The organism is Salmonella sp. NW1250, assembly GCF_051812965.1.
GTDB classification, from domain to species: domain Bacteria; phylum Pseudomonadota; class Gammaproteobacteria; order Enterobacterales; family Enterobacteriaceae; genus Salmonella; species Salmonella enterica.
In genome coordinates, this window is record NZ_JAMNDD010000009.1 from 180556 (window position 1) to 206553 (window position 25998).

Below are 25998 nucleotides of genomic sequence, written 5' to 3' on the forward strand. Positions count from 1 at the left end.
TTTTTAGACAGGTAATCATCGTGGCGCAGGCAGGTTTCATTTTAACCCGGCACTGGCGGGATACGCCGCAAGGGACGGAGGTCTCTTTCTGGCTGGCGACAGACAACGGCCCTGTGCAGGCAACGCTGGCACCGCAAGAGTCCGTGGCGTTTATTCCGACCAGCCAGACCTCCCGCGCCGCCTCGCTGCTACAGGCGGAAAAAGACTATCGCCTGACGCCGCTCCAGCTGCGAGACTTTCATCGTCAGCCGGTCTCCGGTCTGTATTGCCGCACTCACCGCCAGCTTATGCGGATGGAAAAACTGCTGCGCGAAAACGGCGTCACCGTTTATGAAGCGGATGTACGCCCGCCGGAACGTTACCTGATGGAGCGTTTTATTACGTCGCCCGTTTGGGTAGACGGCGAGATGCGCAACGGCGTTATCCGCAATGCGCGTCTTAAACCCCACCCCGACTATCGACCGCCGCTAAAATGGGTCTCGCTGGATATCGAAACCACGCGACACGGCGAACTGTATTGCATTGGTCTGGAAGGCTGCGGCCAGCGTACCGTTTATATGCTGGGTCCGGCGAATGGCGATGACCGCCAACTGGACTTCGAGCTTGTGTATGTCGCCAGCCGCCCGCAGTTGCTGGAAAAACTCAACGCCTGGTTTGCCGAACATGATCCTGACGTCATCATCGGCTGGAACGTGGTGCAGTTCGACCTGCGTATGCTGCAAAAACATGCCGAACGCTACCGTATCCCTTTACGGCTGGGGCGAGACAATAGCGAACTGGAGTGGCGCGAACATGGCTTCAAAAACGGCGTTTTTTTCGCCCAGGCCAGAGGGCGAGTCATTATCGATGGTATCGACGCGCTTAAATCCGCGTTCTGGAATTTTTCGTCTTTTTCGCTGGAAGCCGTCTCGCAGGAACTGCTCGGCGAAGGAAAATCCATTGATAATCCCTGGGATCGTATGGATGAGATCGATCGTCGCTTTGCCCAGGATAAACCCGCCCTCGCCACCTACAACCTGAAAGACTGCGAGCTGGTCACGCGCATTTTCCATAAAACCGAGATCATGCCGTTTTTGCTGGAACGCGCGACGATCAACGGCCTACCGGTCGATCGCCACGGCGGTTCGGTCGCCGCATTCGGGCATCTTTACTTTCCGCGAATGCACCGCGCCGGCTATGTCGCGCCCAATCTCGGCGAAGTGCCGCCGCTGGCAAGTCCCGGCGGCTACGTAATGGATTCACAACCCGGATTATACGATTCAGTACTGGTGCTGGATTATAAAAGCCTGTACCCGTCGATTATCCGCACGTTTTTGATTGATCCCGTCGGGCTGGTCGAAGGCATGGCGCAGCCGGATCCGGAACACAGTACCGAAGGTTTCCTTGACGCCTGGTTTTCACGAGAAAAGCACTGCCTGCCGGAAATTGTTAGCCAAATCTGGCACGGGCGCGATGAAGCCAAACGTCAGGGTAATAAACCGCTCTCGCAGGCGCTTAAAATCATTATGAACGCCTTTTATGGCGTACTCGGCACCACGGCCTGTCGCTTTTTCGATCCCCGTCTGGCGTCGTCAATCACCATGCGCGGTCATGCGATTATGCGCCAGACCAAAGCGCTGATTGAGGCGCAGGGTTATGACGTGATTTATGGCGATACCGATTCCACTTTCGTCTGGCTCCGGCGCGCGCATTCAGAAGCCGATGCGGCGGAAATCGGGCACAGGCTGGTGCGCCACGTGAACGAATGGTGGGCGCAGACGTTACAACAGCAAAATTTGACCAGCGCGCTGGAGCTGGAGTTTGAAACCCACTTTTGCCGTTTTCTGATGCCGACCATCCGCGGCGCGGATACTGGCAGTAAAAAACGCTACGCGGGCCTGATTCAGGAAGGCGACAGCCAGCGCATGGTATTTAAAGGTCTGGAAACGGTGCGGACCGACTGGACGCCGCTGGCGCAGCGCTTTCAACAGGAGCTGTATCTGCGTGTTTTTCGCAATGAACCTTATCAAGACTATGTGCGTGAGACTATCGATAAACTGATGGCGGGCGAACTGGACGCACAGCTGGTTTATCGTAAGCGTCTGCGTCGCCCTTTACATGAGTACCAACGTAACGTTCCGCCGCACGTTCGCGCCGCCCGGCTGGCGGATGAACAAAACCTGAAGCAGGGTCGTCCGGCACAGTATCAGAATCGCGGCGCCATAAAATATGTCTGGACTGTTAACGGCCCCGAGCCCGTGGATTACCAGCAGTCGCCGCTGGATTACGAACACTATCTTACCCGCCAGCTACAACCCGTGGCGGAAGGAATTCTTCCCTTCGTTGAAGATAATTTTGCTACACTACTGACCGGGCAACTGGGGTTATTTTGACGCGTGACGAAAGCGCCGCCTTCCAGTACCATAGCGCCCTTTCCATTCCTGGACCTAATTAACGCCACTACCACATTAGCCTGGTAGCGGGGTCGTATACTCGCAATTATCCAGTGCTGTCGCCTGGGAATGGCGAGTAATGCCTGCAATTAAAGATATAGAGCCGAACACATATGCCTTTTACACTTGGTCAACGCTGGATCAGCGATACAGAAAGCGAGCTGGGACTTGGAACCGTTGTTGCGATGGATGCGCGAACCGTCACCTTACTTTTCCCGTCCACGGGGGAAAACCGCCTGTATGCGCGCAGTGATTCTCCCGTGACCCGCGTCATGTTCAACCCTGGCGATACGATTACAAGCCATGAAGGCTGGCAGCTACATATCGATGAAGTAAAAGAAGAAAATGGCCTGCTTGTTTATGTCGGCACCCGCCTGGATACCGAAGAGACCAATGTGACGTTGCGCGAAGTTCTGCTCGACAGCAAGTTGGTTTTCAGTAAGCCCCAGGATCGTCTGTTCGCCGGTCAAATCGATCGAATGGATCGGTTCGCGCTGCGCTATCGCGCCCGTAAATTTCAGAGCGAGCAGTACCGGATGCCATACAGCGGCCTGCGCGGTCAGCGGACCAATCTGATCCCGCATCAGCTTAATATCGCTCATGATGTGGGTCGTCGCCACGCGCCGCGCGTACTGCTGGCGGATGAAGTGGGCTTAGGTAAAACCATTGAAGCCGGGATGATTCTGCATCAACAGTTATTATCCGGCGCGGCGGAACGCGTATTGATCATTGTTCCGGAAACCCTGCAACACCAGTGGCTGGTAGAAATGCTGCGCCGTTTCAACCTGCGCTTCGCGCTGTTCGATGACGAACGCTATACCGAAGCGCAGCACGACGCGTATAACCCGTTTGAAACCGAACAACTGGTGATCTGCTCGCTGGATTTCGCCCGCCGTAATAAGCAGCGTCTGGAACATTTGTGCGACGCCGAGTGGGATCTGCTGGTGGTCGACGAAGCGCATCATCTGGTGTGGAGCACCGATGCGCCGAGCCGTGAATATATGGCCATCGAACAATTAGCTGAACGCGTACCGGGCGTGCTGCTGCTGACCGCCACGCCAGAACAGCTGGGGATGGAAAGCCATTTCGCCCGTCTGCGCCTGCTCGATCCGAACCGTTTCCACGATTTCGAACAGTTTGTCGAAGAACAGAAAAACTACCGCCCTGTCGCTGATGCGGTGGCCATGCTGCTGGCGGGCAATAAACTCAGCAACGACGAACTGAACAGGCTGGGCGATCTGATCGGCGAACAGGATATTGAACCGCTGTTGCAGGCCGCTAATAGCGATCGCGACGACGCGCAGGCCGCCCGTGATGAGCTGGTGTCGATGCTGATGGATCGCCACGGCACCAGCCGCGTTCTGTTCCGCAACACCCGTAACGGCGTCAAGGGGTTCCCGAAACGTGAACTGCATACGGTAAAACTGCCGCTGCCGACCCAGTATCAGACCGCCATTAAGGTCTCCGGCATTATGGGCGCGCGTAAAAGCGCGGAAGATCGCGCCCGCGATATGCTCTATCCGGAACAAATTTATCAGGAGTTCGAAGGCGATACCGGCACCTGGTGGAACTTCGACCCACGCGTTGAGTGGCTAATGGGCTATCTGACCAGCCATCGTTCGCAAAAAGTGCTGGTGATCTGCGCCAAAGCGACCACCGCGTTACAGCTGGAGCAGGTGCTGCGCGAACGCGAAGGCATCCGCGCCGCCGTGTTCCATGAGGGCATGTCGATTATCGAACGCGACCGCGCCGCCGCCTGGTTCGCCGAAGAAGATACCGGCGCGCAGGTGCTGTTATGTTCCGAAATCGGCTCCGAAGGACGTAACTTCCAGTTTGCCAGCAATCTGGTGATGTTCGACTTGCCGTTTAACCCGGATCTGCTGGAACAGCGTATTGGTCGTCTGGATCGTATCGGCCAGGCGCATGATATCCAGATCCACGTCCCGTACCTGGAAAAAACCGCCCAGTCGGTGCTGGTTCGCTGGTATCACGAAGGGCTGGACGCCTTTGAGCACACCTGCCCGACCGGTCGCGCGATTTATGATTCAGCCTACGCCAGTCTGATTAACTATCTGGCCGCGCCTGAAGAAACCGACGGGTTTGACGATCTGATCAAATCCTGCCGCGAACAGCATGAAGCGCTAAAAGCCCAGTTAGAACAGGGCCGCGACCGCCTGCTGGAGATCCACTCCAACGGCGGAGAAAAAGCCCAACAGCTCGCACAAAGCATTGAAGAACAGGACGACGACACCAACCTGATCGCGTTCGCCATGAACCTGTTCGATATCGTCGGCATTAACCAGGACGATCGCGGCGACAACCTGATCGTGCTGACGCCGTCCGACCACATGTTGGTGCCGGATTTCCCCGGCCTGCCGGAAGACGGCTGTACTATCACGTTTGAACGTGACGTAGCCCTGTCTCGCGAAGATGCGCAGTTTATTACCTGGGAACATCCGCTCATCCGTAACGGACTGGATCTGATCCTCTCCGGCGACACCGGCAGCAGCACCATTTCGCTGTTGAAAAATAAAGCGCTGCCCGTCGGCACGCTGCTGGTCGAACTGGTTTACGTCGTGGAAGCGCAGGCGCCGAAACAGCTACAACTGAACCGCTTCCTGCCGCCGACGCCGGTACGTATGCTGTTAGATAAAAACGGCAACAATCTGGCCGCCCAGGTCGAGTTTGAAACCTTCAACCGCCAGCTCAGCGCCGTGAATCGCCACACCGGCAGCAAACTGGTTAACGCCGTACAACAGGACGTCCATGCCATTTTGCAACTGGGCGAGACGCAGATTGAACAGTCCGCCAGAGCGCTGATTGATAACGCGCGTCGCGAGGCGGATGAAAAACTGTCCGGGGAACTGTCGCGTCTGGAAGCGCTGCGCGCCGTCAACCCGAACATTCGCGACGACGAACTTGCCGCTATCGACAGTAACCGTCAGCAGGTGCTGGAAAGCCTGAATCAGGCAGGCTGGCGTCTGGACGCGCTGCGTCTTATCGTCGTCACGCACCAATAACGGAGCCGTACATGGGGATGGAAAACTACAATCCGCCGCAGGAACCCTGGCTGGTTATCCTGTATCAGGATGAGCACATTATGGTGGTCAATAAGCCCAGCGGCCTGTTGTCCGTGCCGGGGCGTCTGGAAGCGCACAAAGACAGCATTATGACGCGTATCCAGCGCGACTACCCGCAGGCAGAATCGGTGCATCGTCTGGATATGGCCACCAGCGGCGTGATTGTAGTGGCGCTGACCAAAGCCGCGGAGCGGGAGCTAAAACGCCAGTTCCGCGAACGTGAGCCGAAAAAGCAGTATGTGGCGCGCGTATGGGGTCATCCCTCCCCGGCGGAAGGGCTGGTTGACTTACCGCTCATCTGCGACTGGCCGAACCGGCCAAAGCAGAAAGTGTGTTATGAAACCGGCAAACCGGCGCAAACGGAATATAACGTGGTGGAGTTTGCGGCGGATAATACCGCCCGCGTGGTGCTCAAACCGATCACCGGGCGTTCGCATCAGCTTCGTGTGCATATGCTGGCGTTAGGCCACCCGATTTTAGGCGATCGGTTTTACGCCTCGCCGGAAGCGTTGTCGCTGGCGCCGCGTTTGCAGTTACACGCCGAAATGCTGACCATTACCCATCCCGCTTACGGCACCAGCATGACGTTTAAAGTCCCGGCAGATTTTTAAATTCTGAGCCAATTTATGCCGGGGCGTTTCGCTTGCCCGGCCTACATTCATTAACGTAGGCCGGATAAGGCGCTAGCCGCATCCGGCAATTCAATCACTTGAAGCCTTTCTGTTCTTTGATTAGCTCATACGCTTTCTGAATTTCCTGCGCTTTTTGCTTCGCCATCTCCATCATTTCCGGCGGTAAACCTTTCGCGACCAGTTTGTCCGGATGATGCTCGCTCATCAGTTTGCGATAAGCGCGTTTAATGGTGGTTGCATCGTCGGTGGTTTTAACCCCCAGCACATTACAGGCATCTTCCAGCGTCGGGCCGCGCTGCGCCTGCTGCCAGCCGCCGCCGGACTGTTGATGATAACCGCCGCCAAACTGCGCGCCGCCCTGCATCATGCGCAGAAACTGATCGAACTGTATGCGGGAAATACCTAACTCTTCCGCAATCACATACAGCACTTCCCGCTCATTAGGGTGTAGCGAGCCATCGGCAAACGCCGCCTGGATCTGAATTTCCAGAAACATCCGGATCAGATCAAAACGCCCGAAGCAGACGCTACGAAACTGCCGCATCTTTTCACGTAATGGGTAATTATCCGCTTTTCCGACCCGAAAGGCGTTCTGCGCGGCTGTACGTGAATCGCCGTGTAAATTCATACGATCCATCAACTGACTGGCGATATGAATATCCGCTTCCGTCACCCGTCCTTTTGATTTGGTTAAGTGGCCCATCACCTCAAAGGTGGTGGCAAAAAACAGCGCCTGCCGTTCCCGCTGGTTGGCAAACCACGCCATTTTTCGGCTGCGGGCTTTGTCGAACATATGGCCCACCAGCAGACCCAGGACCACGCCCCAAAAGCCGCCGCCCATCATCAGGGCTACGGCGACGCCAATTATCTTTCCCCAGTACTGCATAGACTCCCCAAAACGTTACGCTATCGGTGAGGCTATCTCCCACAAAATAAGGTGCTTTTCTGCGAATGAAGGCTACGGTCAATTGTGGGACATCGCCTATAATTTGCATTATCATACCTGTCATTCAATGCCGTGCCTAACACCACAGACGCTAAACGGCAGGATTAACACTGGCGCAGCGAAGATGAGTAAGTTAGGCTGTGACCGTTTGTCACGCGCAACGCTACCGATGATGGAACAATAAATACAACGTATGAAAAAACGTATTCCCACTCTTCTGGCCACCATGATCGCCAGCGCCCTTTATAGTCATCAGGGCCTGGCAGCCGATCTCGCCTCACAGTGTATGTTGGGCGTGCCGAGCTACGATCGTCCTCTGGTAAAAGGCGATACCAACGATCTGCCGGTTACTATCAATGCCGATAACGCTAAAGGTAACTACCCGGACGATGCCGTTTTTACCGGCAACGTGGACATTATGCAGGGGAATAGCCGCCTGCAAGCGGATGAAGTGCAGCTTCATCAGAAGCAGGCGGAAGGTCAGCCGGAACCTGTACGCACCGTCGATGCGCTGGGTAATGTGCATTATGATGATAATCAGGTCATCCTTAAAGGGCCGAAGGGCTGGGCGAACCTGAACACCAAAGACACGAACGTCTGGGAAGGCGATTACCAGATGGTGGGCCGTCAGGGGCGCGGTAAAGCCGATCTCATGAAGCAGCGCGGCGAAAACCGCTATACCATTCTGGAAAACGGCAGCTTTACCTCCTGTCTGCCTGGCTCCGATACCTGGAGCGTGGTGGGGAGTGAAGTCATCCATGACCGTGAAGAACAGGTTGCGGAGATCTGGAACGCCCGGTTTAAAGTAGGTCCGGTTCCGATCTTTTATAGCCCCTATTTACAGCTACCCGTCGGTGACAAACGTCGCTCAGGTTTCCTGATCCCGAACGCGAAATACACGACCAAGAACTATTTCGAGTTCTACTTACCGTATTACTGGAACATCGCGCCCAATATGGACGCCACCATCACCCCGCACTATATGCACCGCCGCGGCAATATTATGTGGGAGAACGAATTCCGTTATCTCACGCAGGCAGGCGCCGGGTTGATGGAATTAGATTATCTGCCTTCTGATAAAGTCTACGAGGACGAACATCCCAAAGAGGGCGATAAGCACCGCTGGTTATTCTACTGGCAGCACTCAGGCGTGATGGATCAGGTGTGGCGTTTTAACGTCGATTACACCAAAGTCAGCGACTCCAGCTACTTTAACGATTTCGACAGTAAGTACGGTTCCAGTACCGACGGCTACGCAACGCAGAAATTCAGCGTCGGCTACGCCGTACAAAACTTTGACGCTACGGTGTCGACCAAACAATTCCAGGTCTTTAACGATCAAAACACCAGCAGCTATTCAGCGGAGCCGCAGTTAGACGTTAACTACTACCATAACGATCTCGGCCCGTTTGATACCCGGATTTACGGCCAGGCGGTGCACTTTGTTAACACCAAAGACAATATGCCGGAAGCAACCCGCGTCCACCTGGAGCCAACCATCAATTTGCCGCTCTCCAACCGCTGGGGCAGCCTGAACACCGAAGCGAAGCTGATGGCGACGCACTATCAGCAAACGAATCTGGACAGCTATAACAGCGATCCAAACAATAAAAATAAGCTGGAAGATTCGGTTAACCGCGTCATGCCGCAGTTTAAAGTCGACGGTAAGCTCATCTTCGAACGCGATATGGCGATGCTGGCGCCGGGGTATACCCAGACGCTGGAACCACGCGTGCAGTACCTGTATGTGCCGTACCGCGACCAGAGCGGCATCTATAACTACGATTCTTCTTTGCTGCAATCCGACTATAACGGCCTGTTCCGCGACCGCACTTATGGCGGTCTCGACCGTATTGCTTCCGCCAACCAGGTCACGACCGGCGTCACAACACGCATTTATGATGATGCCGCCGTTGAACGTTTTAACGTTTCTGTTGGTCAAATCTACTATTTCACGGAGTCTCGCACCGGCGATGACAACATTAAATGGGAGAATGACGACAAAACCGGTTCGCTGGTTTGGGCAGGCGACACTTACTGGCGTATTTCAGAACGCTGGGGGCTGCGTAGCGGAGTGCAGTACGATACCCGTCTGGATAGCGTCGCTACCAGCAGCAGCAGCCTCGAATACCGTCGGGATCAGGATCGTCTGGTACAGTTGAACTACCGCTATGCCAGCCCGGAATATATTCAGGCTACGTTGCCTTCGTATTATTCCACGGCAGAGCAGTATAAAAACGGCATCAACCAGGTGGGCGCGGTGGCAAGTTGGCCGATTGCCGATCGCTGGTCGATTGTCGGCGCGTACTACTTCGATACCAATTCGAGCAAACCTGCAGACCAGATGCTCGGCTTGCAGTACAACTCTTGCTGCTATGCGATCCGCGTCGGATACGAACGTAAGCTGAACGGTTGGGATAACGATAAACAACACGCGATTTATGATAACGCGATTGGCTTCAACATTGAGCTGCGCGGTTTGAGCTCTAACTACGGCCTCGGCACGCAAGAAATGTTGCGTTCGAACATTCTGCCGTACCAAAGCTCTATGTAATCTGATTGATTTACAACGTAATCCGCATTGCGGTTAATTGAAATGGAAAAAGTATGAAGAACTGGAAAACGCTGCTTCTCGGTATCGCCATGATCGCGAATACCAGTTTCGCTGCCCCCCAGGTAGTCGATAAAGTCGCAGCCGTCGTCAATAATGGCGTCGTGCTGGAAAGCGACGTTGATGGCTTAATGCAATCAGTCAAACTCAACGCGGGTCAGGCAGGTCAGCAGCTTCCGGACGACGCCACGCTGCGTCACCAGATCCTGGAACGTTTGATTATGGATCAAATTATCCTGCAGATGGGTCAGAAGATGGGGGTGAAGATCACGGATGAGCAGTTGGATCAGGCCATCGCCAACATCGCCAAACAAAACAATATGACGATGGATCAGATGCGCAGCCGTCTGGCTTACGATGGGCTGAACTATTCAACCTACCGTAACCAGATTCGTAAAGAGATGATTATCTCTGAAGTGCGCAACAACGAGGTTCGTCGCCGTATCACCGTTTTGCCGCAAGAAGTTGACGCGCTGGCAAAACAGATTGGCACCCAAAACGATGCCAGCACCGAGCTGAACCTGAGCCATATCCTGATTGCTCTGCCGGAAAACCCAACCTCCGAGCAGGTTAACGACGCGCAGCGCCAGGCGGAAAGCATTGTTGAAGAAGCGCGTAACGGCGCAGATTTCGGCAAACTGGCGATTACCTACTCTGCCGACCAGCAGGCGCTAAAAGGCGGTCAGATGGGCTGGGGCCGTATCCAGGAGCTGCCGGGGATTTTCGCCCAGGCGCTGAGCACCGCGAAGAAAGGCGACATTGTCGGCCCGATTCGCTCCGGCGTCGGTTTCCACATTCTGAAAGTAAACGACCTGCGCGGTCAGAGCCAGAGTATCTCCGTGACCGAAGTTCACGCTCGTCACATTCTGCTTAAGCCGTCGCCGATCATGAACGATCAGCAGGCGCGCCTGAAGCTGGAAGAAATCGCGGCTGACATTAAGAGTGGTAAAACCACATTTGCCGCTGCGGCGAAAGAGTACTCTCAGGACCCGGGCTCCGCTAACCAGGGCGGTGATTTGGGTTGGGCTACGCCAGATATTTTCGATCCGGCGTTCCGCGACGCGCTGACGAAGCTGCATAAAGGCCAAATAAGCGCGCCGGTACACTCCTCTTTCGGCTGGCATCTGATCGAATTGCTGGATACGCGTAAGGTAGACAAAACCGATGCGGCGCAGAAAGATCGCGCTTATCGTATGCTGATGAACCGTAAGTTCTCAGAAGAAGCGGCGACCTGGATGCAAGAACAGCGCGCCAGCGCTTACGTTAAGATTTTGAGTAACTAATGAGCAGTGCGCAACGCGTTGTTATCACTCCCGGCGAACCCGCCGGGATTGGCCCCGATCTTGTCGTCCAACTGGCGCAACGCGCGTGGCCGATTGAACTGGTCGTCTGTGCGGACGGCGCGCTCCTGACGGAGCGGGCCGCCATGCTCGGCCTGCCCCTCTCGCTTCTCCCTTACTCGCCTGATGTCCCCGCTGCGCCGCAGCCCGCGGGAACGCTGACCCTATTGCCGGTCTCGCTGCGCGCGCCTGCCATCCCCGGTCAGTTGACGGTAGAAAATGGCCCCTACGTGGTAGAGACGCTGGCGCGAGCGTGTGATGGCTGTCTGAACGGTGAATTTGCCGCGCTGATCACAGGCCCCGTGCACAAAGGCGTTATTAACGACGCAGGCATTCCGTTTACCGGTCATACCGAGTTTTTCGAAGAGCGTTCGCAGGCGAAAAAAGTCGTGATGATGCTGGCAACCGAAGAACTTCGCGTGGCGCTGGCGACCACGCATCTGCCGCTACGGGCGATTGCAGACGCCATCACCCCTGCGCTTTTGCACGAAGTGATTGCTATTTTGCATCACGATTTGCGGACCAAATTTGGTATTGCCGAACCGCGCATTCTTGTCTGTGGCCTGAATCCGCACGCAGGCGAAGGCGGTCATATGGGCACGGAAGAGATAGACACCATCATTCCGGTGCTCGACGAGCTGCGGGCGCAGGGGATGAAACTCAACGGGCCGCTACCTGCTGATACGCTGTTTCAGCCCAAATATCTCGATAATGCCGACGCGGTGCTGGCAATGTACCACGATCAGGGCCTGCCCGTGCTAAAATACCAGGGATTCGGTCGGGGAGTGAATATTACGCTCGGCCTACCTTTTATTCGAACCTCCGTTGACCACGGCACCGCGCTTGAACTGGCAGGCCGTGGAAAAGCGGATGTCGGCAGTTTTATTACGGCGCTTAATCTCGCCATCAAAATGATTGTTAATACCCAATGAATAATCGAGTCCATCAGGGCCATTTAGCCCGTAAACGCTTCGGGCAAAACTTTCTCAACGATCGGTTTGTGATCGACAGTATTGTTTCTGCTATTAATCCGCAAAAAGGCCAGGCGATGGTTGAAATCGGCCCCGGTCTGGCGGCGCTGACGGAGCCGGTCGGCGAACGACTGGATAAGCTCACGGTCATTGAACTTGACCGCGATCTGGCGGCGCGTTTGCAAACCCATCCGTTCTTAGGGCCGAAGCTGACTATTTATCAGCAGGACGCCATGACCATGAACTTTGGCGAACTGTCTGCGCAGTTGGGCCAACCGCTGCGTGTGTTCGGCAATCTGCCCTATAATATCTCCACCCCGCTGATGTTCCATCTCTTTAGCTATACTGATGCCATTGCCGACATGCACTTTATGTTGCAAAAAGAAGTGGTAAATCGTCTGGTTGCAGGGCCGAACAGCAAAGCGTATGGTCGTTTAAGCGTGATGGCGCAATATTACTGTCAGGTGATCCCGGTGCTTGAAGTGCCGCCATCCGCCTTCACGCCGCCGCCCAAAGTGGACTCCGCCGTGGTGCGTCTGGTTCCACACGCAACAATGCCTTACCCGGTTAAAGATATTCGCGTGTTGAGCCGTATTACCACCGAGGCCTTTAACCAGCGCCGTAAAACGATCCGTAACAGTCTCGGCAATCTTTTTAGCGTTGAGACGTTGACGGAAATGGGTATTGACCCGGCAATGCGCGCGGAAAATATCTCTGTCGCGCAGTACTGCCAGATGGCCAACTATCTGTCGGAAAACGCGCCTTTGAAGGAGAGTTAAACATGATCAATTCGCCCAGAGTGTGTATTCAGGTGCAAAGCGTCTACATTGAGGCGCAATCCTCACCTGACGATGAACGTTACGTTTTTGCCTATACCGTAACCATCCGCAATCTGGGCCGGGCGCCAGTGCAGCTATTGGGCCGCTACTGGCTGATTACCAATGGTCATGGCCGTGAAACCGAAGTCCAGGGCGAAGGTGTGGTTGGCGTCCAGCCGCGCATTGCGCCTGGCGAAGAGTACCAGTACACCAGCGGCGCGGTAATTGAAACGCCGCTGGGCACCATGCAGGGTCATTACGAAATGATCGATGAAAATGGCGACGCCTTTACCATCGACATTCCCGTGTTTCGACTCGCCGTCCCTACACTCATTCACTAAAATTATAACAATGGCAACTTATCTCATCGGCGACGTTCACGGTTGCTACGACGAACTGATCGCCTTATTACAGCAAGTGGAATTTACGCCAGATACAGACACTCTATGGCTGACTGGCGATTTGGTCGCCCGCGGTCCTGGTTCGCTGGACGTGTTACGCTACGTCAAATCGCTTGGCAATAGCGTGCGTTTGGTGCTGGGGAATCACGATTTACACCTGTTGGCCGTATTCGCCGGGATTAGCCGCAACAAACCTAAAGACCGGCTGACCCCGCTTCTTGAAGCGCCGGACGCCGATGAGCTGTTGAATTGGTTACGCCGTCAGCCGCTGTTGCAGGTAGATGAAGAGAAAAAGCTGGTCATGGCGCATGCGGGTATTACCCCACAGTGGGATTTGCAGACGGCAAAAGAGTGCGCCCGCGATGTTGAAGCGGTGCTGTCGAGCGACTCGTACCCCTTTTTCCTCGACGCGATGTATGGCGATATGCCGAATAACTGGTCGCCGGAGTTAAGCGGTCTGGCGCGGCTACGCTTTATTACTAATGCCTTTACCCGTATGCGTTACTGCTTTCCTAACGGTCAACTGGATATGTACAGCAAAGCGTCGCCGGAAAATGCCCCTGCGCCGCTGAAGCCGTGGTTCGCCATTCCGGGACCGGTGAGCGAGGCTTACAGTATTGCGTTCGGGCACTGGGCGTCGCTGGAAGGGAAAGGGACGCCGGAAGGTATTTACGCGCTGGATACCGGCTGCTGCTGGGGCGGGGAGTTAACCTGTTTACGTTGGGAAGATAAACAGTATTTTGCGCAGCCGTCAAACCGCCAGATGGATATGGGCGAAGGCGAAGCGGTCAACGCCTGATAGGTTTATGCCTGATGGCGCTACGCTTATCAGGCCTACATCCGGCTACATCTGGCTCAAGAGTAGGCCGGATAAGGCGTTTCGCCGCCATCCGGCACTACAGCGTTAACGACGCTCCAGAATCTCGAAACAATAGCTGTGAGAATTCTGCGCGTCGGCATCGTGAAACTCACTGAATACCGATTCCCAGTCATCCGGTTCATAATCCGGAAAATGGGTATCGCCTTCGACTTCCGCATCAATATGCGTCAGATAAAGCTTCTGCGCCTTTGGCAGGAACTGCTCGTACACGCGCCCGCCGCCAATGACCATAATTTCCGGCGCATCGCCGCAAGCGGCAATCGCCTCATCGACAGACTTCACCCACTGCACGCGATCGTCGGTGCCCGGCTGGCTGCTGATAACAATATTTTTACGTCCCGGTAAGGGGCGTCCGATGGACTCCCAGGTGTGACGTCCCATGACGACAGGTTTATTTAACGTGTTACGTTTAAACCAGGCGAGATCGGCAGGCAGGTTCCACGGCATGGCGTTTTCCATACCGATGACGCGATCCACCGCTAACGCCGCAATCAGACTGATCATTAATTATTTCCTGATACAAAAAAAATTGCCGCCACTATACGTAAAGCGCAATCTTTCGTCGACTGACGAAAAGAGGATGAGCACGAAAATTTTTCGTTCTGCTGGCGACGCCACTCATTTGATGTGGAGCCCCAGCATTACAGTAGTTCAAAAACAGCCAATTAGCAGTAAAGTTTGCAGAACATCACATTTTTTACTTTAGATTGACGGTTTGACCTCGGGTTCATCAGCGGCCTCCCCGGAATGTTTGCCCTCAGCCGTTCCCTGCCAGCCGTGGCGCTGAATCAACGACAGATGCTCCCGGTCCTCGGTAATAATTTCGCTCAACATCGCGCTGGTACGTTTATAGGCGGCGGCGCGAGATAACGGATCGTTTTCCCCTTTCGCCATCTCTTCCACCATCCGGGTATTAAAATGGCGGAACAGATCCGCGCGCTCGCGGGCTTCATAACGCCCCAGCCCCAGCGCCTCCAGCGCCTGTCGCCCGCTTTTGAGCGCGCCTTCGAAGGTTTCACGTTCGGGCATCGCCACACCAGCCTGGCGCAGGCGAATGTAATGATCGACATCACGGGCGCGGGCGATAATCTGCAGATGCGGGAAATGCGACTTCACCAGTTCACTCAGTTGCAAATTGGTTTGCGGATCGTCAATGGCGTTAATCAATACCTCCGCCTTCGCCGCTCCGGCAGATTCCAGTAAATCCATACGCGTCGCATCGCCATAAAAAACCTTCATGCCGAATTTACGCAGCGTTTCGATATGATCGGGGTCGTGATCGAGCACCACCATCTTCACCCCGCTCGACAGCAGCAAACGCCCGGCGATCTGCCCAAATCGTCCAAACCCGGCCACAATAACCCGCGGTTGCTCTTCGTCGATTTCATCCGCCTCGCGCGCTTCCCCCGTCGCGGTCTTCTCCATGCGCGTCAGCAGCACCAGAAAAATCGGCGTTGCCGCCATCGACAGCGCGACCGCCAGCGTCAGCGCTTTTGCCCATTCCGGCTCAAGTACATCCGCCATTTGCGCCGCGCCAAAAACCACAAACGCAAACTCACTTCCCTGGCCTAATAAGACGGCAAACCAGCGACGCTGTTTTGCCGGTACGCCCAGCGGCCTCGCGACCAGCCACAGCATGACGATTTTGATTGCCAGAAAACCGGCCAACAACAGCAGAATGCGCAGCGGATTCTCCACCAGCGTGCCGAAATCAATCGACATGCCGACGCCAATAAAGAACAGCCCCAGCAGCAACCCCTTAAAGGGTTCAATATCGCTTTCCAGCGCATGACGATATTCTGAACTCGCCAGCAGAACGCCCGCCAGGAACGCGCCCATCGCCATTGACAGCCCAACCTCTTCCAGCAACAGGCCGAAACCAAACACCAGAAATAGCGCCACGGCGCTGAACACTTCCCGCAAACCAGAACGCGCGACAAAGCGCAGCGCCGGGCGCGTGACGTAGCGTCCCAGCAGCACCACCAGCGCCAACGCGCCTGCGACTTTCAACGCCGATAGCGCAAACGCGCCAAGCGTGGTGGATGCGCCGCTGGCGGCCAGCAGCGGAATCATCGCCACCAGCGGGATCGCCGCGATATCCTGGAACAAGAGCACTGCAAATGCGCTACGCCCTACTTGTGAAACGGTCAGGTTACGCTCATTCATTGCCTGCATGGCGATAGCCGTGGACGAAAGCGCCAGCGTCATACCAATCAGTTCCGCCACCTGCCAACGCAGGCCAAGAAACATGCAGAACAGACCGATCAGTCCGCCGCAGACCACCATCTGTAACGCGCCGCCGCCAAATACCGAGGCGCGCAGCTTCCATAACCGTTGCGGGTCCAGCTCAAGCCCAATAACAAACAACATCAGCACGACGCCGATTTCCGCAAAATGCAGAATAGATTCGGCGTCCGTCACCAGCCGTAGCCCCCAGGGGCCGATAATGCAACCCGCAATCAGATACCCCAGCACCGATCCTAAGCCCAAACGTACCGCAATCGGCACAATCAGCGCCGCCGAACCAAGATAGATCAGCGCCTGCAGTAGAGTATGGCTATCCATGATTCACCTCCTGCCATGCCAGTAAACGCTGTTTATACTGACGCGCCTGCGCCTGTAAGGTGTCGTCATCGCAAATGAACGTGCAGTGCATGGCAAACGGCGGCAGCCATTTGAGGCCGCAATAGAGCGCCGTCGCCTGTAGCGGCTGAGAAAGGACGTCAAATCCCGGATGTGAACCGATAGCAAAGTGGTTTTCACCACCGCCGGTCGTTACCGCCCACAGCAGATGTTTACCATGCAATGCCGTACCGCCATGACCGTAAGCCCAGCCGTGGGTGAGGACTTTATCCATCCATAATTTGAGTAAAGGAGGGACGCTATACCACTGCATCGGATGCTGCCAGACGATAAGACTCGCGCGCGACAGCGCCTCCTGTTCGGCGGCAACGTCAATATTGAAATCGGGATAGAGGTGATAAAGCGAACGTATTTCGACGTTTTCCAGCGTCCCTGCCTGTTCAAGCATCCGCTTATTCGCATGAGAATGATGCGGATACGGATGCGCATAAATAATGAGGATCATGATTAGCCTGTGATGATCTGTTTTTTATCACAAAGTGTAGTGACAAATTCGCCAGGCTAATAGTGAATATTATTGAGCGGCTAATCAGAAAAAATTGAATTAACGCCAGCAAGGAGTTGACGCCATCCTGCCCCCGGAAGATGCCCTCGAAGGGCCGCAGGCGTTTGTGGAAAAGCGCGATCCGGTGTGGAAAGGTCGGTGATGATAGCAGCCTTAAATCGCTGACAAATCGGTTTAAGGCCTTCTTGTCGGGCGGCGCTGCGCTAAATTTGCCTGTAATGACTGTAATATCAATCCATTACATGATGACACAGGCCCAATAAGCGCAGCGCCAACAGCATCTGAACCTCCAGACACGCTGGATGCCAGATCGCCGACGCATAAATTAACCTAATGGGCCAGGCACTTAATCTTTCGCCATGCGGTTAAATTGCTCAATAGTAAGATCCCACGGCTCATGGGCCGCATCCGGCATAAAACTGCCGTCATCCACGCCAATTTCGTCCTTGATAATTTTATTCAGTTTTTCATTCATCGTAAGAATGAGATCCTGATATTTCTGTTTATCAGCAGCAAGGTTATGGTTCTCATCGGGATCATTTTTAAGATCGTAGAGTTCAAGATCGTTGTACTTAATAAGATCCTCCCAGGTTTCCGGCGTATTATGCTCCCTTAGCGAGAAATAACGCGCAAACTTATAACGGCCATCGTTAATCATCCGCGTCCCTGAACGATGGCTAAAATCAGGATGCAAATGGGATATTTCCTGCTTGATTTGCGCCACCGTTTTTTGTTTATCTCTTTGTAGCGCGATAACGCGGTGGAGATAATGGGCATCGGTATACAAGATCATGCCATAGCAATATAAGCTGGCATTTCTCACCGCATTAACCGCAACGCCCTCCGGGTTTTTTAGCAATCCGCTAAAATTAACGCCTTTGCGGTTGCCCAACGCCTGGTGCTGTTTTTCTTCCGGCAAACCGGTCAGCCCAACTAATGTCGGCGCGATATCAAGATGACAGGTCAATGCCTGACATTTCTTATTACCGGGGTACGCCGGGTGGGAAATAATCATCGGTACATGGATCTGTTCTTTATAAACGGAAGCGCCTTTACCGTGCATCTGATGGCTTCCGCCTAATTCGCCATGATCGGCAGTAAATACAACAATCGTTTTATCAGTTAACTTGAGGGCATCAAGTTCATTTAATATCCGGTCAAGGTGAGTATCACAATCGCGGATACAGTTGAAATAGTAGTCAAGCAGTTTACGCCAACGACGATCTTCATCAGGAAACTGCCCTTCCAGCGCAGCGCGCGCCGTCTGGTATTCAAGATGCGCCGGCGGTCTTCCCTGCTCATTGAATGACTGATGCCTGTTTGCCGGCAGCGGATAGTTCGGCCAGCTTGCCTGATAAAGCTCGTTTTCCGGCGGCTGCGTGGGCGCCAGGGTATTATCATCCTGATCCAACTCGCCACGCCACTGTACCTTTTCTCCCTCTTTATCGGTATCAATAAACATGACGTCATGAGGATTAACGAGGTTAACGGCCAGGAACCAGGGCTTGTGTTGGTCATTCAAGGGCTGCCCCTTGCATCTTAACCAATTTATAGTCTGAGCCGTGGTGGTTGAATCATAAAAATAGCCGCCTTTACTATGGCCTATAATATCGCCGATGCCGTGATAGTCAGCAAAACCATATTTTTCCATAATTTTATGTAATTCTGGTTCGGGAATATCCCCGACATCAATATCCTCATCTTTTTCGTCAGGCAAAGGCTTCTCCAGTTTTTCTGTAAGATGCCACTTACCTTTATAGGCCGTATAGTATCCCAGTTCCCGCATCATATGGCCTGTGGTTCCAAGAGCGGGGTCAAGGTCATAAGGCATCCAGGGTAAGCCCAGATTATCAAACATTTTTGTCTGGGGCATATGTAAGCCGGTATACAATACGGAGCGGGAAGGCGTACAGACATTACTGGTATTCTGATGATTACAGAATGTCACCCCCGTTTTCATGAGCCGCTCTCTGCCGGGTACCGGGAAAGGAAACGTAGGAAAAAAACGCTCCTGGTCGGTCACGACTAACAGAATATTATATCCTTCTGGCAATTTTTCCGGGATTTCGCCAGTAAACGGTTTATCCCACGCCGGTTTCGCCTTGACGGCACATTTTTCATCAGCCTTTACCGCGCCGGATAGCATACCGCCGGCGGCAAGAATACCGGCGCTGGTTAACAGTTTCCTACGCGTAAGATCCGTCTCTTCTGCGGACAGATTTTTTTTATTACTCATATTATTATACCTGTAGTCAGTAACTTTATCACATATTCATTTATTACTGTACGAGGAAGCGTGGATATGTATCAATGCCTTCCGGGTAAGAATATGTGTTATAAATTGATTTGTATTTCAAATTAGAAATATATTAATAAATGAGCATAATTCATTGAAAAATTATTTAGATGAAAAGTTCATTGTTTTTATTTTAGAGATACAACTGCAGACATTACTTCATAAAAAAATACATTATTAAACATACTCTATAGCTCTGTGTTCGTGCCTTTTCCCTTCAACTACGGTGATTACCCTATGCCGCTACAATAAAATCGCCCCGAAAGAAACACTATCAGTAACAGGCCGCGCAACCATAGACATACAACCGGTAATATCACTCTGGGAAATTAAAACATAACTCAATTCTGTTATGTTGCTTATGAATAAAACTAGCGTATTACCGCGTGATTCAATAAAAATTACGCCATTAAAAGAAATAATATAAAAACTATTATTTACAGGGGGTTAAGTTTCTTTTTAGCTGGCAGTGCATTATTTTACATTGACAACAACATAAAGAGGTGACTATAACAAGATATAAGATGGTCACACCAAATAAGGCTATTTTCAGATAATCAACCGAGGTTATTACCCAAAATAATTCGAGTTGCTTAAAGGCGGCAAGGGAGTGAGTCCCCAGGAGCATAGATAATTATGTGACTGAGGTGAGCGACAAATCTGCCGGGAGCAGATTTGAATGTCGCGTGCGACGGCCCGTCAGGGCGAGGCCCATGGATGGGCCGAGTAATCCGTAGCCAACCCATAAGCAACCTGAAGTATGAAGGGTATAAATAATTTCGTTACGGATTACTGATATTGCGCAAACCTTATCATCAATGCAACAGGAACAGAACTATGAAAAAACGCATTATTGCCGCCGCATTACTGGCAACGGTTGCTTCATTCAGCACGCTTGCGGCAGAGCAGGTCTCTAAACAAGAAATCAGCCACTTCAAACTGGTTAAGGTCGGCACCATAAATGTGTCCCAGAGTGGCGGGCAGATTTCCTCACCCTCTGATCTACGCGAAAAACTGTCAGAATTAGCTGATGCGAAAGGCGGAAAATATTACCATATTATCGCTGCACGTGAGCATGGTCCGAATTTTGAAGCCGTTGCCGAAGTTTATAACGATGCGACGAAATAAAGCTCTGATTGCGCCATAACGATGGCACAGGCATGAAATAATAAGAGAGCGCCAGCAAGGTGCCATGTTACGTCACAATCCACTCAGGGCCGTCTGGAAACAGATGCTGGCCCTCTTTTTTATCAACAGTTCATCCGGGGCAGGCAAGCCGTTGGAATGTATGCGCGCAGGCAGTAAGCCCTTCGTGAATAAGACGGTTTTGCGGGCTGTTTTAAGATGATGTTTAGTGCGCTTTTACCTGCCTGAACCAGTAATTTTCCATTTTCGTTATCCATTTCCCCTTTTTATTTTTCGGTATTACGCCAGCCCAAAGTAATTGCAACTGTCGGTTATAGGTTCCAATAGCGTGTCCACCATACGCCCCTTCAAATGCTATCACCATGGGTCCCTGCCCTTTTACCCCCTCTTGTCCTTCATGGCAATAAAGCGCGTTGCGGTGAGTCACGTCAAGTTCATACTGCACGTTCAGTTTCACACATTTTTCCCCGCAGCCTTCTACTGGCGGCAATATTGTCATGGTATAAGGCGGGTTATCTGCCGTGGTTTTCCATGTTCCGATCAGGTCTTTGCAGGCGTTTATCTCCGTAGCCCCGGAGGCGGCAGAAAATAGCGCGAGCAAATAAAAAGGTATTAGTTTCAGTTTCATTACAGACTCCTGTTCCTTATACCTAATCATTTATACCTAATCATAAGGATAAATGCCTTGCGATATGTTTTTTTCCGGGAAATGTTGAGCCGCTGTTCAGAGAAATGTCGATGAGTGTAACCTCATGTAAGCGGACAGCGCGGTGGGGAAAGCGGGAACACGGGCGAATGGTCTAACGTATTTCGACGTTTTCCGGCGTCCCTGCCTGTTCAGGCATCCGTTTATTCGCATGGGAATAAATGGATGCGCATAAAGAGAGAATATTATTGAGCGGCTAACCAGAAAAAATTGAATTAATTATCCAGCTCGCTCATATTTTTCAGCTGATCGCGGTTAATCTGTTCGGTTTTCCCGGTGGCGGCGTTTTTGTAAGACACCATACCAGTGTCGTTATCGACCTCGGGTTTCCCGTCGGTGACAATAGTTTTGCCATCCGTGGTTTCAACCGCCTGGTTAGAAGAGCATCCTGCGACGGTGAATAGTGTTGCTGCGGTAAACAGTGCGGTCATAAGACGTTTTTGCATGGTGTTCTCCCTGCTTTTCAGTTGTTTTAGCATGTGACTGTTAACTGTAGCGTTATTGGCGAAAAGCAGGGAGAAATGCAGAACACTCTTAACGAGGGTTATCCGATGGCGTTCCGCGCAAAGTCATGTTTCCGGTCTGTGTTAGCGTCAAGCCGCGGGTTTCCGGGGCAAACATCACCGATACGCCAAGCCCGACTAACGAAATCAACGCGCCAATCAGCATGACGTTATTAATACCGTAACGAGTAATAAAAATCGGTAATGCCCAGGTGGAGACAATGGTTCCGATGCGGCTTAATGACATGATGACCCCCACGGCCGAAGCGCGAATATCCGTCGGGAAGAGTTCATTAGGATAAAGCCATTGCAGTATGCCCGGTCCGCCGGAAAAGAAGGCGTATACCGCAAACGCCACCACGACCAGTATGATGCCCAGATTTGACACCAGCCCCAGCAGCGCCAGCGCGATAGTCATCATGGCGAAGCTGCCAATAAGCAGAGGGCGACGGCCAATACTGTTTAGCCAGAACATCGCCGGTATACAGCCCAGCATAAAAAAGAGGCTAATCACCACATTGCCAAGCGCCGCGTTGCGCCCCTGCTCCCAGCCGAGTAACCCGACGATCTGCGGCCCAAAGGTATAGATAGCGAACATCGGGATCACCTGACAGGTCCAGATAGCCGCAACGAACAGTACAAACGGGAAATGACGGCGGTTAAACAGCTGCAGGAAGCGGGTCTCCTGCGGCGGCTCATCGTCAAAGCAGACCGGTTCGCCGAACAGTTTGATCATCATTTGTTCGCACTCTTTTACCCGTCCTTTTCGCAATAGCCAGCGTGGCGATTCCGGCAGGTCAAAGCGGCCAATCAAAATGATTAAGCACGGGATAAAGGCGCTGCCAAGCATCCAGCGCCAGCCGCCTTCCATGTCATACAGCCAGTAACCCACCAGGTTGGCGCAGGTCGCGCCGACGTACCACATCGCGGCGATAAAACCGATGGAGAACGCGCGCTGGCGGGTGTTGGAAAACTCCGTAATCATGGAAGTGGCGATAGGGTAATCCGCGCCGATAACAATGCCAATTAAAACGCGCATCACCAGCAATTCAAGCGGCGTGGAAACAAACATGGTCGCCACGGAGATAACGCCGATAGCGATAATATCAAGCAGGAACATTTTACGCCGCCCGACTTTATCGCAAATATAGCCAAACAACGAGGTGCCGATAAACAGTCCGGCAAGCGTAGCCGCGCCGAGCGCGCCAATCCATTCAGCATCAAGGTGCAATAGCGGCGTCAGTTGTTCCAGCGCCACGCCAATGATCACCAGCACGTAGCCATCAAGGAACGGGCCGCCGCTTCCCCACAGCATAATTCTGCGATGAATGGAGGAGAATTTAAGGTCATCAAAGTTCCTGGGCTGCTGCATGGTGATGTCCTGTGTCAACACGGGCAAAGCGCATCTGTAGGCCAGATAAGGCGTTTCCGCCGCCATCCGGCATTGGCGCCACATGATTGCCGGATGGCGACGCTACCGCATCTTATCCGGCCAACGGGGGCACAACTTCGTACTTATTAGCCGTAGCGGAACTCCACGCCAAACGTCCCGCGCGGGTATTCCCATTTTTCCAGCGCCGTATCAAGGCCGAGGATCCGGCACGTTCCGCACTCCAGGCACCCGGCGTAATCAAAACGAACGCTGCCGTCGTCCTGCTTTTTATACAGTCCCGCCGGACAGGCCTTAATCAGCACCTCCAGCGCCTGTTTATCAGGATCGGTTTTGAGAATGATGTGCGGGCTGTCTTCATCCACATTGAACTTATTGACGCCCAGTTTGACGTCCACATTAACGGGAGATGTCATAATACGGTCACTCCTTTCAGGCCATCTTTCATCAGGTTGATGAAGCCCACTTTCTTCGCATGGCGCAGGATTTTTTTACGCATGGGCACCGGCGCGGAGCCATCCACGGTGAACAGGTCGCGCGCGATATTGACCGCCATTTCGGGATAAGCGGTAAACATGCGGGGATTATCAAGAAAAGCCGGCAGTTTCTGATACATACGCATATCGCGCATCGGACCTTCGTCCAGATGCTGACGGTATTCATCCAGCGACTGCTTGCTAAAATCGTCGCGCTTCATCGCCGAAAGCACCGTCTTCGCCGCCGCTTCGCCTGCGGATATGGCGAGATCCATACCACGGATGGTAAAGCCGAGGTTCATACACATGCCGGCAGCATCCCCGGCAATCAGTACGCCATCGCCCACCAGTTCAGGCTGCATATTCATTCCCGCCTCGGGTACAACGTGTGCGGCATATTCCACCAGCTTGCCACCGGCGATCAGCGGCGCAACTGCCGGATGCTGTTTGAAATCTTCCAGCATTTGCGGGACCGATTTTTTCGCGTCTTTCAGATGATGAAGTCCACAGACCAGCCCCAGGGAAAGGGTTGTTTCATTCGTATACAGGAAGCCACCGCCCATCAGACCATCGGTTGGCGCCCCGGCAAACAGACAGGCGGCACCTTCGTTGCCCTGTAACTGGAAACGATCTTCAATGACCGACTTCGGCAGTTCGATCAGTTCCTTCACGCCGACAGCAACATGCGATGCCTCAACGCGTTTGGCCATGCCCAGCTTTTCAGCCAGCAGAGAATTCACCCCGTCAGCGAGGATTACGACTTTGGCTTCCAGAATATCGCCATCGGCTTCCACGCCCACGACGTTGCCATCACGCTGAACGACGTTATCGACGCGAATACCGGTGATCAGTTGCGCCCCCGCCTCTTCGGCCTGCTCCATCAGCCAGGCGTCAAATTTACTGCGCAAAACGGAATAAGAAACTTGCGACGATGCGGCGTCCTCGCCGTTGCAATAATCCATCGTCATCGCCCCTTTGTCGGTCATAAAGGCGAGTTTTTCGTGGGTGATCATGCGTTCAATGGGGGCCTGATCCGCAAAGCCGGGAATGATGCGTTCCAGGCTATGTGCATACAAGCGCCCACCGGTGACATTCTTCGCGCCAGCAGAATTGCCGCGCTCGATAACCAGCACCTGTGCACCTTCGCGAGCAAGCACCAGCGCCGCAACCGAACCGGCCAGACCTGCACCCACGATGATGGCATCAAAGATATCTTCGGACATACGTACTCCTGTCAGCGGCAGGATACCTTCGCATCCTGCCCGAAATGGTTTATCGCGCTAAGGCAGCCGTCAGCGCAGGCAGGATCTTCAGCGCATCGCCAACGATGCCAAAATCCGCATACTGGAAGATTGGCGCGTTTTTATCTTTGTTGATGGCGAAAATCGTCTGCGCGCCGTTGGCGCCGACCATGTGTTGGATCTGCCCGGAGATCCCCACCGCCAGATACAGTTCAGGCTTGAGCATCAGGTTGGAGATACCGACGTAGCGCTCGTGCTCCATCCACTTCTCGTTTTCCGCCACCGGGCGGGAACAGGCCAGCTCGGCGCCGATGGTCTGGCACAGCGCTTCGGCCAGCGAGATATTCTCTTTGCTGCCGATGCCGCGTCCCACGCTGACCACCAGACGCGCTTTGTCGAGGTCAACGCTGTTGCTCTGACGCGCCTGGGTTGCGGTGCGGGTCACGGCAGTGGCCGGAGCCTGCCACTGCACGGTGTGCATCTCGCCGCTGCGGGAAGCATCCGGTTGTTGTGCGTCAAACGTTCCGCTGCTGAGTGTGATCACGGCAAACGGCGAAGCGATGGTCTCTGCCCCTATCGCCAGACCGCCGTAGACCATATGTTTAACCGCCGCTTTTCCATCCTGCAGGGCGACGTCGCTGGCGTCGTTGGAAACCGCAGCCGACAAGCGATAGCCCAGCTTTGCCGCCAACAGCTTGCCCCGACGCGTATTCGGCAGCAGCACCGCGCCGCCCTCGCTATGCTGACGAATAGTCTCAGCCATCGCAGCAGCGTAGTCTTCGATCATGCGGTCTTCTGGTTTGCCGCTGAGCAGCCAGACATGATCCGCGCCTAAGTGACATGCTGTCGCGCTATCCGCTTCGTTCAGTACGAACGCGTTAACTTTTTCACCTACAGCCTGCGCGCCACTCATCAGTTCGGGCAGACGAGAAGGGGTATCGCTGAATACCCAGACACTGGAAAATTTGTTCATAACATCCC

General features: G+C 53.6%; 21 protein-coding genes and 1 pseudogene. 11 read left to right on the forward strand and 11 right to left on the reverse strand.

Features of this window, described 5'->3' with window-relative positions; genetic code table 11:
- Nucleotides 1-20: 20 nt before the first annotated feature.
- The 3 genes from polB to rluA all read left to right on the forward strand — a co-directional run bounded on the left by polB (nt 21) and on the right by rluA (nt 6123).
- Nucleotides 21-2372, forward strand: coding sequence for a DNA polymerase II (gene polB / locus NBA72_RS16685; protein ID WP_000035715.1), 2352 nt, complete (start codon nt 21-23; stop codon nt 2370-2372).
- Nucleotides 2373-2545: 173 nt separating this feature from the next.
- Nucleotides 2546-5452: an RNA polymerase-associated protein RapA gene (rapA, locus tag NBA72_RS16690; RefSeq protein ID WP_001116968.1), complete on the forward strand. Its 2907-nt coding sequence runs from the start codon at nt 2546-2548 to the stop codon at nt 5450-5452.
- 11 nt (nt 5453-5463) lie between these two features.
- On the forward strand, nt 5464-6123 hold the full coding sequence (gene rluA / locus NBA72_RS16695; RefSeq protein WP_000525198.1) for a bifunctional tRNA pseudouridine(32) synthase/23S rRNA pseudouridine(746) synthase RluA: 660 nt from the start codon (nt 5464-5466) through the stop codon (nt 6121-6123).
- Nucleotides 6124-6217: 94 nt separating this feature from the next.
- On the opposite strand, the gene djlA is transcribed toward rluA, so the two are convergent.
- Nucleotides 6218-7030, reverse strand: coding sequence for a co-chaperone DjlA (gene djlA / locus NBA72_RS16700; protein ID WP_001200591.1), 813 nt, complete (start codon nt 7028-7030; stop codon nt 6218-6220).
- A 253-nt stretch (nt 7031-7283) separates the two neighbouring features.
- Here djlA and lptD point away from each other — a divergent pair, with 253 nt between their 5' ends.
- From lptD to apaH, 6 genes are read left to right on the forward strand one after another with little or no spacing between them, the layout of a single operon-like run.
- The gene (lptD, locus tag NBA72_RS16705) at nt 7284-9644 is read left to right on the forward strand and encodes an LPS assembly protein LptD (RefSeq protein ID WP_000746119.1); all 2361 of its coding nucleotides are present in this window, start codon (nt 7284-7286) and stop codon (nt 9642-9644) included.
- Nucleotides 9645-9697: 53 nt separating this feature from the next.
- A complete protein-coding gene (gene surA, locus NBA72_RS16710; protein WP_000800482.1) occupies nt 9698-10984 on the forward strand; it encodes a peptidylprolyl isomerase SurA in 1287 nt (428 codons plus the stop codon).
- Complete coding sequence (gene pdxA / locus NBA72_RS16715) at nt 10984-11973, forward strand: 4-hydroxythreonine-4-phosphate dehydrogenase PdxA (RefSeq protein ID WP_000093001.1); 990 nt, start codon at nt 10984-10986, stop codon at nt 11971-11973. Before surA ends, pdxA begins: the two co-directional genes overlap by 1 nt.
- On the forward strand, nt 11970-12791 hold the full coding sequence (rsmA, locus tag NBA72_RS16720) for a 16S rRNA (adenine(1518)-N(6)/adenine(1519)-N(6))-dimethyltransferase RsmA (RefSeq protein WP_001065397.1): 822 nt from the start codon (nt 11970-11972) through the stop codon (nt 12789-12791). The genes pdxA and rsmA overlap by 4 nt, the downstream gene beginning before the upstream one ends.
- A gap of 2 nt (nt 12792-12793) precedes the next feature.
- A complete protein-coding gene (gene apaG / locus NBA72_RS16725; RefSeq protein WP_000610894.1) occupies nt 12794-13171 on the forward strand; it encodes a Co2+/Mg2+ efflux protein ApaG in 378 nt (125 codons plus the stop codon).
- 10 nt (nt 13172-13181) lie between these two features.
- A complete protein-coding gene (gene apaH / locus NBA72_RS16730) occupies nt 13182-14030 on the forward strand; it encodes a bis(5'-nucleosyl)-tetraphosphatase (symmetrical) ApaH (protein ID WP_042947642.1) in 849 nt (282 codons plus the stop codon).
- Between the two features lie 105 nt (nt 14031-14135).
- Here the strand turns inward: apaH and folA are convergent, their stop codons facing one another.
- The 3 genes from folA to kefF form a co-directional block, all read right to left on the reverse strand.
- Nucleotides 14136-14615: a type 3 dihydrofolate reductase gene (folA, locus tag NBA72_RS16735; protein WP_000624379.1), complete on the reverse strand. Its 480-nt coding sequence runs from the start codon at nt 14613-14615 to the stop codon at nt 14136-14138.
- Nucleotides 14616-14813: 198 nt separating this feature from the next.
- Nucleotides 14814-16676, reverse strand: coding sequence for a glutathione-regulated potassium-efflux system protein KefC (gene kefC / locus NBA72_RS16740; protein ID WP_000377163.1), 1863 nt, complete (start codon nt 16674-16676; stop codon nt 14814-14816).
- The gene (gene kefF, locus NBA72_RS16745) at nt 16669-17199 is read right to left on the reverse strand and encodes a glutathione-regulated potassium-efflux system oxidoreductase KefF (protein WP_000600706.1); all 531 of its coding nucleotides are present in this window, start codon (nt 17197-17199) and stop codon (nt 16669-16671) included. The genes kefC and kefF overlap by 8 nt, the downstream gene beginning before the upstream one ends.
- 121 nt (nt 17200-17320) lie before the next feature.
- On the opposite strand from kefF, the pseudogene NBA72_RS16750 reads away from it, so the two are divergent.
- Nucleotides 17321-17401, forward strand: a pseudogene (locus NBA72_RS16750) (hypothetical protein); the annotation flags it as partial.
- Nucleotides 17402-17605: 204 nt separating this feature from the next.
- On the opposite strand, the gene NBA72_RS16755 reads toward NBA72_RS16750, so the two are convergent.
- Nucleotides 17606-19495: a sulfatase-like hydrolase/transferase gene (locus NBA72_RS16755; protein ID WP_000066315.1), complete on the reverse strand. Its 1890-nt coding sequence runs from the start codon at nt 19493-19495 to the stop codon at nt 17606-17608.
- 897 nt (nt 19496-20392) lie between these two features.
- On the opposite strand from NBA72_RS16755, the gene srfN reads away from it, so the two are divergent.
- Nucleotides 20393-20683, forward strand: coding sequence for a DUF1471 family virulence protein SrfN (srfN, locus tag NBA72_RS16760; protein ID WP_000745961.1), 291 nt, complete (start codon nt 20393-20395; stop codon nt 20681-20683).
- 223 nt (nt 20684-20906) lie between these two features.
- On the opposite strand, the gene NBA72_RS16765 is transcribed toward srfN, so the two are convergent.
- The 6 genes from NBA72_RS16765 to NBA72_RS16790 all read right to left on the reverse strand — a co-directional run bounded on the left by NBA72_RS16765 (nt 20907) and on the right by NBA72_RS16790 (nt 25990).
- The gene (locus NBA72_RS16765) at nt 20907-21323 is read right to left on the reverse strand and encodes a hypothetical protein (RefSeq protein ID WP_000767274.1); all 417 of its coding nucleotides are present in this window, start codon (nt 21321-21323) and stop codon (nt 20907-20909) included.
- A gap of 299 nt (nt 21324-21622) precedes the next feature.
- On the reverse strand, nt 21623-21853 hold the full coding sequence (locus tag NBA72_RS16770) for a YgdI/YgdR family lipoprotein (RefSeq protein ID WP_001172089.1): 231 nt from the start codon (nt 21851-21853) through the stop codon (nt 21623-21625).
- Nucleotides 21854-21941: 88 nt separating this feature from the next.
- Nucleotides 21942-23282 carry an MFS transporter gene (locus NBA72_RS16775; protein ID WP_001187057.1) on the reverse strand — a complete coding sequence of 447 codons (1341 nt, stop codon included), beginning with the start codon at nt 23280-23282 and terminating at the stop codon, nt 21942-21944.
- A gap of 146 nt (nt 23283-23428) precedes the next feature.
- Nucleotides 23429-23716, reverse strand: a complete 288-nt coding sequence (fixX, locus tag NBA72_RS16780) for a ferredoxin-like protein FixX (protein ID WP_000203736.1) — start codon at nt 23714-23716, stop codon at nt 23429-23431.
- On the reverse strand, nt 23713-24999 hold the full coding sequence (locus NBA72_RS16785) for an FAD-dependent oxidoreductase (protein ID WP_001287762.1): 1287 nt from the start codon (nt 24997-24999) through the stop codon (nt 23713-23715). The genes fixX and NBA72_RS16785 overlap by 4 nt, the downstream gene beginning before the upstream one ends.
- A gap of 49 nt (nt 25000-25048) precedes the next feature.
- Nucleotides 25049-25990 (reverse strand): electron transfer flavoprotein subunit alpha/FixB family protein, encoded by a 942-nt coding sequence (locus NBA72_RS16790; protein ID WP_001032188.1) that lies wholly within the window; start codon nt 25988-25990, stop codon nt 25049-25051.
- Nucleotides 25991-25998: the final 8 nt, after the last annotated feature.

Bases quoted from the DNA above. Each gene is read 5' to 3' on its own strand.
- rsmA (WP_001065397.1), top strand. From the start codon at position 11,970: ATGAATAATCGAGTCCATCAGGGCCATTTAGCCCGTAAACGCTTCGGG.
- rapA (WP_001116968.1), top strand. From the start codon at position 2,546: ATGCCTTTTACACTTGGTCAACGCTGGATCAGCGATACAGAAAGCGAG.
- NBA72_RS16785 (WP_001287762.1), bottom strand. From the start codon at position 24,999: ATGTCCGAAGATATCTTTGATGCCATCATCGTGGGTGCAGGTCTGGCC.
- lptD (WP_000746119.1), top strand. From the start codon at position 7,284: ATGAAAAAACGTATTCCCACTCTTCTGGCCACCATGATCGCCAGCGCC.
- NBA72_RS16770 (WP_001172089.1), bottom strand. From the start codon at position 21,853: ATGCAAAAACGTCTTATGACCGCACTGTTTACCGCAGCAACACTATTC.
- apaH (WP_042947642.1), top strand. From the start codon at position 13,182: ATGGCAACTTATCTCATCGGCGACGTTCACGGTTGCTACGACGAACTG.
- kefF (WP_000600706.1), bottom strand. From the start codon at position 17,199: ATGATCCTCATTATTTATGCGCATCCGTATCCGCATCATTCTCATGCG.
- NBA72_RS16755 (WP_000066315.1), bottom strand. From the start codon at position 19,495: ATGAGTAATAAAAAAAATCTGTCCGCAGAAGAGACGGATCTTACGCGT.
- rluA (WP_000525198.1), top strand. From the start codon at position 5,464: ATGGGGATGGAAAACTACAATCCGCCGCAGGAACCCTGGCTGGTTATC.
- NBA72_RS16775 (WP_001187057.1), bottom strand. From the start codon at position 23,282: ATGCAGCAGCCCAGGAACTTTGATGACCTTAAATTCTCCTCCATTCAT.
- folA (WP_000624379.1), bottom strand. From the start codon at position 14,615: ATGATCAGTCTGATTGCGGCGTTAGCGGTGGATCGCGTCATCGGTATG.
- srfN (WP_000745961.1), top strand. From the start codon at position 20,393: ATGAAAAAACGCATTATTGCCGCCGCATTACTGGCAACGGTTGCTTCA.
- NBA72_RS16790 (WP_001032188.1), bottom strand. From the start codon at position 25,990: ATGAACAAATTTTCCAGTGTCTGGGTATTCAGCGATACCCCTTCTCGT.
- fixX (WP_000203736.1), bottom strand. From the start codon at position 23,716: ATGACATCTCCCGTTAATGTGGACGTCAAACTGGGCGTCAATAAGTTC.
- apaG (WP_000610894.1), top strand. From the start codon at position 12,794: ATGATCAATTCGCCCAGAGTGTGTATTCAGGTGCAAAGCGTCTACATT.
- pdxA (WP_000093001.1), top strand. From the start codon at position 10,984: ATGAGCAGTGCGCAACGCGTTGTTATCACTCCCGGCGAACCCGCCGGG.
- kefC (WP_000377163.1), bottom strand. From the start codon at position 16,676: ATGGATAGCCATACTCTACTGCAGGCGCTGATCTATCTTGGTTCGGCG.
- surA (WP_000800482.1), top strand. From the start codon at position 9,698: ATGAAGAACTGGAAAACGCTGCTTCTCGGTATCGCCATGATCGCGAAT.
- djlA (WP_001200591.1), bottom strand. From the start codon at position 7,030: ATGCAGTACTGGGGAAAGATAATTGGCGTCGCCGTAGCCCTGATGATG.